The sequence below is a fragment of the Bacillus sp. MUM 116 genome (assembly GCF_001866655.1).
Lineage (GTDB): Bacteria > Bacillota > Bacilli > Bacillales > Cytobacillaceae > Neobacillus.
Genome location: NZ_MLYR01000046.1, coordinates 17,252 through 29,624, shown reverse-complemented (window position 1 = coordinate 29,624; position 12,373 = coordinate 17,252). Strand labels below are relative to the sequence as shown.

Here is a 12,373-nt window from a genome sequence, read left to right as displayed (position 1 = left end):
ATAGTATAGGTGATTAGAGTAATAAGAAAGCGGCTTTAGGAGGAAATTCATGAAAGATATTACAGTAAATGTAATTGGCGCCGGTTTAGCAGGCAGTGAAGCAGCCTGGCAAATTGCAAAAAGAGGGATTAAAGTTCATCTCTACGAAATGAGACCTGTTAAGCAAACGCCTGCTCATCATACAGATAAATTTGCAGAATTAGTCTGCAGTAATTCGTTAAGAGCGAACACCCTAACGAATGCAGTTGGTGTGTTAAAGGAAGAAATGAGAAGGCTTGATTCGGTGATAATCGCCTCTGCTGATGCCTGCTCAGTGCCTGCAGGAGGTGCTTTAGCGGTGGATCGGCATGAATTCGCGGCAAAAGTTACGAACATGGTTAAAAACCACGAGAATGTCACGGTCATCAATGAAGAAGTCAGAGAAATTCCCGAAGGACCAACAGTGATTGCCACTGGACCGCTGACAAGTCCTGAACTTTCAGCTAAATTAAAAAATTTAACTGGAGAAGAATATCTTTATTTTTATGATGCTGCAGCACCTATAATTGAAAAAGAAAGCATCGATATGGATAAGGTATATTTAAAATCACGCTACGATAAGGGAGAAGCTGCCTATTTGAACTGTCCGATGACAGAGGAAGAGTTTAACCGGTTTTATGAAGCCTTAATTTCTGCTGAAACCGTCCCATTAAAAGAATTTGAAAAGGAAATTTTCTTTGAAGGCTGCATGCCAATAGAAGTAATGGCTGCAAGAGGCAAGAAAACCATGCTTTTTGGCCCATTAAAACCAGTTGGTTTAGAGGATCCGAAAACGGGGAAAAGACCTTTTGCTGTTGTTCAGTTGAGGCAGGATGATGCGGCCGGAACCCTATTTAATATTGTTGGGTTTCAGACGCATTTAAAATGGGGTGCACAAAAAGAGGTTATCCAGCTCATACCAGGGTTGGAAAATGCTGAAATCATTCGTTATGGGGTAATGCACCGCAATACATTTATCAATTCACCAAAGGTTTTAAAGGCAACCTATCAATTTCGTGAGCGGGATGATTTATTGTTCGCTGGGCAAATGACAGGGGTTGAAGGATATGTCGAGTCAGCAGCAAGTGGATTAGTTGCGGGGATCAATGCAGCCCGAATGATTGAAGGGAAGGAACCGCTTGAGTTTCCAGTGGAGACCGCAATTGGCAGCATGGCCCATTATATCACTGCGACCAATGCAAAAACATTCCAGCCGATGAATGCCAATTTCGGCCTTTTTCCTGATTTACCTGTCAAAATTAAGGGGAAACAGGAGAGAAATTTACAGCATGCAAATAGAGCGCTTGAAACAATTCAGAACTTTGTGAAAGTTTTGTAAAATTTCTTGCAAGCGCTATGGAAGTATGTTACGATTTAGTAGGCCTTGCGCAGTAAAAGCATGTCAAATGTGAATGTTTTATTAACATTCCTTCTTGAATATTTACAAATGGAGAAGAATTATTCAAAATATACAATTGAACATTTTCAATATGAAAATAATGAATTTATTGTTCACGTTTGAACAAGGATTCACAGTGTTTTTTCATTTTTTAGGTTAACGGGAAAATATAGAATACTCCAAAAGAGGAGGGTCTTAATTTATGGAGCAATTTCATGCTACTACGATTTTTGCAATTCACCATAACGGTGAATGTTCGATGTCTGGTGACGGGCAAGTAACATTTGGAAATGCTGTTGTGATGAAGCACACTGCAAGAAAAGTAAGAAAGATTTTTAATGGTAAGGTTTTGGCGGGTTTTGCCGGATCCGTTGCCGATGCTTTTACATTGTTTGAGTTATTTGAAGGAAAGCTAGAGGAATATAACGGAAACCTTCAAAGAGCTGCAGTGGAGCTTGCAAAAGAATGGCGCAGTGATAAAATGTTGCGAAAGCTTGAAGCGATGTTGATTGTTATGAACCAGGAAAGCCTGTTGCTTGTTTCCGGTACAGGTGAAGTGATTGAGCCTGATGATGGGATTCTGGCGATTGGGTCAGGCGGTAACTATGCATTAGCAGCAGGAAGATCCTTAAAGAAATACTCAGGGGATCATTTGTCTGCAAAAGAAATTGCCAAAGCTTCTTTAGAAATAGCCGCTGAAATATGTGTGTACACAAATCACAATATTATCGTTGAAGAGCTATAACGGGAAGGGAGACCTAATTCATGGAAAAAACAACCAATTTAACCCCGCGCCAAATCGTAGAGAGACTCGACCAATATATTATAGGGCAAAAGGATGCGAAAAAAGCTGTAGCTGTTGCCCTTAGGAATCGATATAGAAGAGGCCTATTAAGTGAAAAATTACGGGATGAAATTATTCCGAAAAATATTTTGATGATTGGACCTACTGGTGTTGGTAAGACAGAAATTGCCCGCAGAATTGCCAAATTAGTCGGTGCTCCATTTGTAAAGGTCGAAGCTACCAAATTTACTGAAGTTGGATATGTTGGCCGCGATGTAGAATCTATGGTCCGTGACTTGGTAGAAACTTCCGTGCGATTGGTGAAAGAAGAAAGAATGCTGAGTGTCAAAGAACGTGCAGAAGAAAATGCCAATAGCAGACTCGTTGATTTGCTCGTTCCATCTGGTAAAAAATCTGCAAGTTATAAAAATCCGCTTGAAATGTTGTTTGGTGGAGGAAACTCTCAAAATGAATACGAATCCACACAAGCAGATGATTATTCAATTAATGAAAAGCGGAAAATTGTGAAGGAAAAGCTTGCATTAGGACAGCTTGAAGATGAAATGGTTACCGTCGAAGTAGAGGAGCAGGCCCCTTCCATGTTTGACATGCTACAAGGGTCCGGAATAGAGCAAATGGGCATGAATATGCAAGATGCTCTTAGCAGTTTTATGCCAAAAAAGCGCAAAAAAAGAAAATTAACGGTCCGGGAAGCAAGAAAGGTTTTAACGGGTGAAGAAGCACAAAAGTTAATCGATATGGATGAAGTAACGTCAGAAGCTGTTTATCGAGCTGAACAAAATGGTATTATTTTCATTGATGAAATTGATAAAATTGCAAGTAAAAATTCTGGTGGTTCTTCTGCAGATGTTTCTCGTGAAGGAGTGCAAAGAGATATTTTACCTGTTGTAGAAGGGTCAACAGTGGTAACCAAATATGGTTCGGTTAAAACAGATCATGTATTATTTATTGCAGCAGGGGCATTCCATATGGCAAAGCCTTCCGATTTAATTCCGGAATTACAAGGCCGTTTCCCAATCCGGGTTGAATTAACAAAATTAAATATCGAAGATTTCTTTAGAATCCTTATTGAGCCGGATAATGCTCTAATTAAGCAATATCAAGCATTATTGGAAACAGAAGGTATACAAATTGAATTTTCTGACGATGCTATTCGTAGAATAGCTGAAGTGGCTTTTGATGTGAATCAAAATACCGATAATATTGGAGCAAGAAGACTCCACACCATATTAGAAAAGCTTTTAGAGGATTTATCCTTTGAAGCTCCTGATATTACAATGGAGAAAATTACGATTACGCCACAATATGTCGATGATAAACTCGGAGCAATTTCAAAAAATAAGGACTTAAGTCAATTTATACTTTAAAGAGGGTGTTACCAGCCCTTTCTTATGGGGAAACAAAAAAACACCTAATAAGTTAAAAAATGATTGTCATATAAAATTTAATATTGGTTGCAGATAATTAGGAGGAAGAATTAAATGGATTTACTGTCTAAAACAAGAAAAATCAATGCATTATTACAAAAGGCTGCAGGAAAGCCGGTAAACTTTAAAGAAATGGCTGAAACACTTAGTGAAGTGATTGAGTCAAATATTTATGTTGTTAGCCGTCGTGGTAAATTATTAGGGTTTGCAGTTAGTCAGCATTTTGAAAATGAACGCATGTCAAAAATGTTAGAAGAGCGTCAATTCCCTGAGGAGTATACGAAAGGTTTATTTAATATTCAAGAAACATCTCCAAACCTTGACGTGAACAGTGAATATACTGCCTTCCCGGTTGAAAATAAAGACCTTTTCCCTGAAGGGTTAACAACTGTTGTTCCGATTATTGGCGGCGGTGAGCGTTTAGGAACATTAATCCTTGCAAGAGTTCAAGAAAAATTCCTTGATGATGATTTAATTCTTGCAGAGTATGGTGCAACTGTAGTAGGTATGGAAATACTACGTGAAAAAGCAGAAGAAATCGAAGAAGAAGCAAGAAGTAAAGCGGTTGTACAAATGGCAATTAGTTCATTATCTTATAGTGAACTTGAAGCAATTGAACATATTTTTGAAGAGTTAAATGGTCATGAAGGTTTATTAGTTGCATCCAAAATTGCTGACCGTGTTGGGATTACCCGTTCCGTTATTGTCAACGCTTTAAGAAAGCTTGAAAGTGCGGGAGTAATCGAGTCTCGTTCTCTTGGTATGAAAGGTACGTATATTAAAGTCTTAAATGATAAGTTCCTCGTTGAACTTGATAAATTAAGATCCAATTAAAAGCAGATGCTAAAGACGAATCCCCTATTGGAAAAATAGGGGATTATATTTTCTTTAAGTAATTCTTGATTTGTAATCAATAGTTATGCTATATTATTTCATGGTGTTAATACACACGCTTGTTGATTTAAGCAGACGGTGCTGTTTAATGAACAGTTTCTGTTTAAAAATGAGATGAGCGGAGGAAAACAAACCATTAGGAGGAACAAAACATGTCAGTTATTTCTATGAAACAATTGCTTGAAGCTGGTGTACACTTTGGACACCAAACTCGCCGTTGGAACCCAAAAATGAAGAAATATATCTTCACTGAGAGAAACGGTATCTACATCATCGACCTTCAAAAAACAGTTAAGAAGGTAGAAGAAGCTTACAACTGGGTAAAGGAACTTGCTGCAAACGGCGGAACAGTTCTTTTCGTAGGTACAAAGAAACAAGCTCAAGATTCTGTTAAAGAAGAAGCAGCTCGTTCTGGTCAATACTATGTTAACCAACGCTGGTTAGGTGGTACATTAACAAACTTTGAAACCATTCAAAAGCGTATCGGCCGATTAAAAGATATCGAAAGAATGGCTGAGGATGGTACATTTGATGTATTACCTAAAAAAGAAGTTGTTCAATTGAAGAAAGAACAAGAACGTCTTGAAAAATTCCTAGGCGGAATTAAAGATATGAAACAGCTTCCAGATGCATTATTCATCATTGATCCTCGTAAAGAGCGTATCGCAGTTGCAGAAGCTAAAAAATTAAACATTCCTATCGTGGGAATCGTTGATACAAACTGTGATCCGGATGAAATTGATGTAGTTATTCCTGCGAATGACGATGCAATCCGTGCAGTTAAACTTTTAACTGGTAAAATGGCAGATGCAATCCTTGAAGCAAAACAAGGTGAAGAATCAGCTGTAGAAGTTGAAGCTTAATTTAATGTAGTGAACGATAAAAAGGTGATAAGAGGGAGACCCTTTATCACCTTTTTTTAAAGAAGGTTTATCTTAGGATTGATTGGCAAAGATATGAATACATAGGATATAAGGAGGAAGTACATTATGGCAGTAACGGCTCAAATGGTTAAAGAACTACGTGAAAAAACAGGCGCAGGTATGATGGATTGTAAAAAAGCTTTAACAGAAACAAACGGTGATATGGACAAAGCCATTGATTACCTACGTGAAAAGGGAATTGCAAAAGCAGCAAAGAAAGCAGATCGTATCGCTTCTGAAGGAATCACTTCCATTTTAACTGAAGGTAACGAAGCTGTTATCCTTGAAGTAAACTCAGAAACAGACTTTGTTGCTAAAAACGAAGGTTTCCAAACACTTGTTAAGGAACTTTCACAACATCTATTAAACAATAAACCAGCAACTGTAGAAGAAGCTGCTGAACAAAAAATGGATAATGGTGCAACAGTTACTGAACATATTAATGCTGCAATCGCAAAAATTGGTGAAAAGCTTTCCCTTCGCCGCTTTACAATCGTATCAAAAACTGATAACGATGCATTCGGTGCATATCTTCACATGGGCGGCCGTATCGCTGTTTTAAATGTGCTTGAAGGAACTACTGATGCAAATGCTGCAAAAGATGTATCAATGCATATTGCTGCATTAAATCCAAAATATGTATCTCGTGATCAGGTTTCCGCAGAGGAAGTTGAACGTGAACGCGAAATTTTAACACAACAAGCTTTAAATGAAGGAAAGCCTGAAAATATCGTAGCGAAAATGGTTGAAGGACGTCTTGGAAAATACTTTGAAGATGTTTGTGTTCTTGACCAGGCTTTCGTTAAAAACCCTGATCAAAAAGTACGTCAGTTTGTTGAATCAAAAGGTGCTACCGTTCGCGAATTCATTCGTTATGAAGTAGGCGAAGGCATCGAAAAACGTGAAGATAACTTCGCAGAAGAAGTTATGAACCAAGTAAATAAAAAATAATTTAAATAGGGAGCACATTGTGTTCCCTATTTTTGAAGGAACTGAAAACTCAAAAGTTAATAATACATAAAAATACGGAGGTTTATATGGAAAGTCCTAAGTACAAACGCGTCGTTTTAAAATTAAGCGGGGAAGCACTTGCAGGAGAATCAAGCTTTGGAATTAAACCTTCCGTGATTAAATCCATTGCTGTTCAAGTAAAAGAGATTGCTGAACTTGGAGTGGAGGTAGCTGTTGTTGTAGGCGGCGGCAATATTTGGCGTGGGAAAATCGGAAGTGAGATGGGGATGGACCGGGCAACCGCTGATTATATGGGAATGCTAGCAACAGTGATGAATTCCTTGGCACTTCAGGATAGCTTAGAACATTTAGGGATAGAATCACGTGTACAAACATCGATTGAAATGCGCCAGGTGGCAGAACCCTATATAAGACGTCGTGCTATTAGACATCTAGAAAAAAATCGTGTAGTAATTTTTGCAGCAGGTACTGGAAATCCATATTTCTCGACAGATACAACCGCAGCATTAAGGGCAGCAGAAATTGATGCAGAAGTCATTTTAATGGCAAAAAATAATGTGGATGGTGTATACTCCGCAGACCCTCGTGTAGACAAAAATGCAACAAAATATGAGGAACTTTCTTATCTTGATGTAATCAAAGAAGGATTGGCCGTCATGGATTCCACTGCTTCTTCTTTATGTATGGATAATGATATTCCGCTTATTGTTTTTTCAATTATGGAACAAGGAAATATTAAACGCGCAGTTATGGGTGAAAAAATTGGAACAATTGTTAGGGGGAAAAACTAATGCCAAAACAAGTCCTATCCACCGCAAAAGATAAAATGTCGAAGGGGATTCAAGCATTTTCGCGAGAACTTGCAAGCATTCGTGCTGGAAGAGCCAGTGCATCTCTATTAGACCGAGTAACCGTTGATTATTACGGAGCAGCTACTCCAGTGAATCAAGTTGCCGGAATTACAACTCCTGAGGCAAGACTACTTGTCATTCAGCCTTATGATAAATCAATTCTTGGTGATATTGAAAAAGCGATCCTTAAATCTGACCTAGGCTTGAATCCTTCCAATGATGGTTCGATAATTCGGATTGCGATTCCACAATTAACGGAAGAACGCCGCAAAGAGCTTGTTAAAGTAGTGAAAAAAGAAGCAGAAGAAGCAAAAGTCGCCATTCGCAATGTCCGCCGTGATGCGAACGAGGACTTAAAAAAGCTAGAGAAAAATGGCGAGATTACTGAAGATGATCTTCGTGGATATTCTGATGATATTCAAAAATTAACAGATGAAAATATTAGCAAAATAGATAAAATAACAAAAGACAAAGAAAAAGAAATTATGGAAGTATAAACAAATTACAAAGCAGGGGGACCCTCTATTTTAGGGGGTTTTTTCACTATTTAAGCGAATATTCCTTTTGAAGATTTATATGGAAGTTTCTGAATATTATTCTTAATTCCTTTTATTTTACATAAGTTAGTTATTAGAAGATATCTTTACGGTTTTTTGGTATGATAAAAACATGCTAAAATAATAATTCATAGGATTTATTTACTGGTTCGATTAGAGAAAAATCTATTATCGGAGTATATGATTAACTTAATATGGAGGAGCATTGTCATGTTTAATAAAATAAGGCTTTGGAAGAATCAAAATAACTCTTCCACACTCCGAGAAAAAATAGAAGAAGTTAAAAAATTCCAAATACCTGAGCATGTTGCCATTATTATGGATGGGAATGGGCGATGGGCAAAGAAAAGGGCTTTACCACGTGTGGCGGGTCACCATGAGGGTATGAAGGTTGTCCGCAAAACAACCCGGCTTGCCAATGAACTTGGAATTAAAACCTTAACCTTATATGCCTTTTCAACTGAAAACTGGAAGCGTCCAAAAAATGAGGTTGAATATATCATGAAATTACCTGAGGAGTTTTTAGGTACATTCCTTCCAGAATTAATTGAAGAGAATGTTCAAGTGAAAATGATGGGATATAAAGATATGCTCCCTGTACATACATTACACGCGATTGAAAAAGCTATTGAAGAAACAAAAAATAATAATGGACTTGTCTTAAACTTCGCGCTGAATTACGGAAGCAGGGCTGAAATCATTGATGCAGTCAAACAAGTAGTAAATGATTGCAATAATGGTATAATGAATCAAAATGATTTAAATGAAGAGGTTTTTTCTTCGTATCTGATGACAGCAAACATGTTGGACCCTGATTTATTAATTCGTACAAGCGGTGAAATTCGCTTGAGCAATTTCATGCTTTGGCAATTAGCCTACACAGAATTTTGGTTTACCGATGTATTGTGGCCGGATTTTCGTGAAGAGCATCTGCTTGAGGCAATTAAAACATTTCAGAATCGTCAGCGCCGGTTTGGAGGAGTTAGTCCATAAAGGTGTGAAAATTAGATGAAACAAAGAATTATAACAGCAGTCGTCGCTGCCGCTCTTTTTATTCCAATTGTGTTTTATGGAGGACTTCCATTTGTCCTTTTATCTTATTTTTTAGCCACTATTGGTTTGTATGAGTTATTAAAAATGAAAAATCTCTCATTATTTACCGTGCATGGCTTTTTGGCAACATTGTTTCTTTGGGTACTCTTATTCCCGAAGCAGTATGAACACGTTATGAATACTTTTTATTATTCAAAAACAGAATTGGCGATTGCTTTTGTACTGTTACTCTTGGCCTATACGGTGATTACAAAAAATAGATTTACTTTTGAAGATGCAGCATTTTCTTTAATGTCAGCGGTTTATGTCGGGATAGGGTTTTATTTCTTCATGGAAGCACGTGATGCTGGTCTTGTTTATATTTTTTATTCCTTATTTATCATGTGGGCTACGGATTCAGGTGCTTATTTTATCGGTAAAGCAACTGGTAAGAACAAATTGTGGCCGGAAATCAGTCCAAATAAAACGGTTGAAGGCTCCATTGGCGGTGTTATTTGCGCTCTTGTTGTCGGTGTTTTATTTGCTTTATTTTCTAATTTTAATGCAACATTGATTGAAATATTAGGGATTACCATTGTGTTATCCATTTTTGGACAAATTGGAGATTTAGTTGAATCGGCATTTAAACGTCACTTTAATGTAAAGGATTCCGGAAAGATTTTACCTGGACATGGCGGGATTCTAGATCGATTTGACAGTTTATTATTTGTCTGGCCATTGCTGCACTTTTTCCACCTTTGGGGCTAATTTTAGCCTAGCTACAGCGCCTAGGGGCTCGAGTCATAAGCCAATCCGTCAAGAAGGTTAAAGAGCAACCTTCCCGCTGGCTCGTCTAATGCTTGTCGCCCCTGAGCAAGGCACTTCCGCTTTCTTTTTAGGAGTTGAATATAGTTGAAAATAATTAGTTTATTGGGAGCCACAGGATCGATTGGCACTCAAACTCTAGATATAATTCGTGAGCATCCTGATCGCTTTCAGTTAGGTGCCATGTCTGTTGGAAAGAATATTGAATTGGCAAGAAAATTCATCCACGAGTTCAAGCCGCGGCTTGTTTCGGTACAGAATTATCAAGATTGTACAACGTTAAATGCTGAATTTCCCAATACGAAATTTACATTTGGTGATGAGGGATTGATTGAGGTTGCGATTTACGAGCAAGCGGAGATCCTAGTGAATGCGGTACTTGGGAGTGTAGGACTTAACCCGACATTACAAGCAATTGAAAATGGGAAAGTTATCGCAATTGCCAACAAGGAAACGCTTGTTACAGCAGGTCATCTTGTCATGGATGCTGCGAAAAGAAATCATGTACCCCTTCTTCCTGTCGACAGTGAGCACTCAGCAATTTTTCAAGCCTTACAAGGGGAAAAACATAAGAATATTGAAAGATTAATTTTAACGGCATCAGGCGGCAGTTTTCGAGATCGTTCCCGAGCAGAATTGCAAGATGTAACGGTGGAGGATGCGTTAAATCATCCAAACTGGTCAATGGGTGCAAAAATTACCATCGACTCGGCAACGATGATGAACAAGGGCTTGGAAGTAATCGAGGCCCATTGGCTGTTTAATATGCCTTATGAAAAAATTGATGTCTTGCTCCATAAAGAGAGTATTATTCATTCAATGGTTGAATATCATGACAGCAGCATAATTGCCCAATTGGGGACACCGGATATGAGAGTGCCCATTCAATTTGCTCTCACCTATCCAGATCGTGCCCCGCTACCTTCCTCAAATCGGTTAAATTTAGCGCAAATAGGAAAACTGCATTTTCAGGAAATGGATGTAGAACGCTTTCGCTGTTTGCAATTTGCCTATCATGCCGGTAATGAGGGAGGAACGATGCCAACTGCCTTGAACGCTGCAAATGAAGTGGCTGTTGCAGCATTTTTGGAAGGGAAAATTCGTTTCTTGCAAATTGAAGAATTGATTGAAAAAGCATTAAATGCACATCAAACAATTGAACACCCGAGCTTGGCTACCATTCAAGAGGTTGACAAAGAAACGAGACAATATGTACGCTCACTTCTATAAGATAAGATCCTGGCGCCTGGGTAATGGTGCTGAATCGTTATCGAAGTTAAAAGTTACTTCCTTATCCTGATAAAAGGTGGTTTTACTATTGACAACAGTTATAGCCTTTATTGTAATCTTTGGCGCACTTGTCTTTTTTCATGAATTAGGTCACTTAATTTTTGCAAAAAGGGCAGGTATTCTTTGCCGGGAATTTGCAATTGGCTTCGGCCCAAAGGTCTTCTCACATAAAAAAGGGGAAACAACGTATACCATTCGCTTGCTGCCAATCGGTGGATTTGTCCGTATGGCAGGTGAGGACCCTGAAATGGTTGAAATCAAGCCAGGGTACCGTATTGGTTTATTATTTGATAAAGATGAAAAGGTAAATAAAATAATTCTTAACAATAAAGAAAAGTACCCTGATTGCCGGATCATCGAGGTTGAATATGCTGATGTGGAGAAGGATCTTATCATCAAAGGATACCCGGATGACGAGGATGATCAACTCAATACCTTTGAGATTCATCCAAAAGCAATGATTGTTGAAAATGGAATTGAATCCCAAATTGCTCCGCTTGATCGCCAATTTGGATCGAAAACGTTATGGCAAAGAACGATGGCCATTTTTGCAGGACCAATGATGAATTTTGTACTGGCATTTATCATTTTTATTGTGATAGCTCTTTTACAAGGGGTTCCTACCAATGATTCCAAATTAGGAGAAATTACCTCTGACGGAGCTGCAAAAGCTGCAGGACTTCATAAGGGTGATGTGGTTCAAAGTATTAATGGTGCAGAGGTAAGCAGTTGGGCTGATGTAGTGGAAATTATTCGAAATAGCCCAAATAAAAAATTAGATTTTACCATTACCCGTGATGGAAAAGAAATGGATGTTCAAGTAACACCAATTGAAAAAACGGTTGATGGAAAGAAAATGGGGTTAATTGGTGTTTACAGCCCTGTTGAAAAATCACCAATTCAAGCCATTTCATCGGGATTTAAAGATACGTATTCTTGGACAACGCAAATTATCATGATGCTTGGAAAATTGGTTACTGGTCAATTTTCTATAAATATGCTTTCTGGACCGGTCGGGATTTATCAAGCTACCGATACAGTAGCGAAATCAGGTATTTATTATTTAATGAAATGGGCTGGAATCTTAAGTATTAATTTAGGGATCATGAATTTACTGCCAATACCGGCGCTTGACGGCGGCAGGTTAATGTTTTTTGCAGTCGAAGCACTTAGAGGGAAACCAATTGACCGTCAAAAAGAAGGGATGGTTCACTTTATCGGGTTCGCCCTATTGATGCTCTTAATGCTTGTCGTAACGTGGAATGATATTCAAAGATTTTTCTTATAAAGTATAGGCACCATTTTATGGTGCCTATTTTTTTGATCAAAATTTGTTGAAGTTTCCTGTCGAATTTAGCCGAATCATTTTGTTAGTTATGA

General features: G+C 38.2%; 12 protein-coding genes. All 12 read left to right on the top strand.

The features are described from left to right. The first annotated feature begins 49 nt into the window (after window positions 1–49). The 12 genes from trmFO to rseP all read left to right on the top strand — a co-directional run bounded on the left by trmFO (window position 50) and on the right by rseP (window position 12,281). A complete protein-coding gene (gene trmFO, locus BIV60_RS12630) occupies window positions 50–1,357 on the top strand; it encodes an FADH(2)-oxidizing methylenetetrahydrofolate--tRNA-(uracil(54)-C(5))-methyltransferase TrmFO (RefSeq protein ID WP_071356096.1) in 1,308 nt (435 codons plus the stop codon). Window positions 1,358–1,619: 262 nt separating this feature from the next. Continuing rightward, the gene (gene hslV / locus BIV60_RS12625; protein WP_071356095.1) at window positions 1,620–2,162 is read left to right on the top strand and encodes an ATP-dependent protease subunit HslV; all 543 of its coding nucleotides are present in this window, start codon (window positions 1,620–1,622) and stop codon (window positions 2,160–2,162) included. A 20-nt stretch (window positions 2,163–2,182) separates the two neighbouring features. Then, entirely contained in the window at window positions 2,183–3,589 is a 1,407-nt protein-coding gene (hslU, locus tag BIV60_RS12620; RefSeq protein ID WP_071356094.1) for an ATP-dependent protease ATPase subunit HslU, read from the top strand. Window positions 3,590–3,703: 114 nt separating this feature from the next. Next, complete coding sequence (codY, locus tag BIV60_RS12615) at window positions 3,704–4,483, top strand: GTP-sensing pleiotropic transcriptional regulator CodY (RefSeq protein ID WP_071356093.1); 780 nt, start codon at window positions 3,704–3,706, stop codon at window positions 4,481–4,483. Window positions 4,484–4,695: 212 nt separating this feature from the next. Beyond that, entirely contained in the window at window positions 4,696–5,406 is a 711-nt protein-coding gene (gene rpsB / locus BIV60_RS12610; protein WP_071356092.1) for a 30S ribosomal protein S2, read from the top strand. A 126-nt stretch (window positions 5,407–5,532) separates the two neighbouring features. Next, entirely contained in the window at window positions 5,533–6,417 is an 885-nt protein-coding gene (gene tsf, locus BIV60_RS12605; protein ID WP_071356091.1) for a translation elongation factor Ts, read from the top strand. Window positions 6,418–6,503: 86 nt separating this feature from the next. Next, window positions 6,504–7,229: a UMP kinase gene (pyrH, locus tag BIV60_RS12600; protein WP_071356090.1), complete on the top strand. Its 726-nt coding sequence runs from the start codon at window positions 6,504–6,506 to the stop codon at window positions 7,227–7,229. Continuing rightward, window positions 7,229–7,786, top strand: a complete 558-nt coding sequence (gene frr / locus BIV60_RS12595; RefSeq protein WP_071356089.1) for a ribosome recycling factor — start codon at window positions 7,229–7,231, stop codon at window positions 7,784–7,786. Before pyrH ends, frr begins: the two co-directional genes overlap by 1 nt. A 270-nt stretch (window positions 7,787–8,056) precedes the next feature. Further along, window positions 8,057–8,839: an undecaprenyl pyrophosphate synthase gene (locus tag BIV60_RS12590; RefSeq protein WP_071356088.1), complete on the top strand. Its 783-nt coding sequence runs from the start codon at window positions 8,057–8,059 to the stop codon at window positions 8,837–8,839. A gap of 15 nt (window positions 8,840–8,854) precedes the next feature. Then, a complete protein-coding gene (locus BIV60_RS12585; RefSeq protein ID WP_071356087.1) occupies window positions 8,855–9,646 on the top strand; it encodes a phosphatidate cytidylyltransferase in 792 nt (263 codons plus the stop codon). Window positions 9,647–9,790: 144 nt separating this feature from the next. Beyond that, window positions 9,791–10,933, top strand: a complete 1,143-nt coding sequence (dxr, locus tag BIV60_RS12580) for a 1-deoxy-D-xylulose-5-phosphate reductoisomerase (protein WP_071356086.1) — start codon at window positions 9,791–9,793, stop codon at window positions 10,931–10,933. An 88-nt stretch (window positions 10,934–11,021) separates the two neighbouring features. Next, a complete protein-coding gene (gene rseP, locus BIV60_RS12575; protein ID WP_071356085.1) occupies window positions 11,022–12,281 on the top strand; it encodes an RIP metalloprotease RseP in 1,260 nt (419 codons plus the stop codon). Window positions 12,282–12,373: the final 92 nt, after the last annotated feature.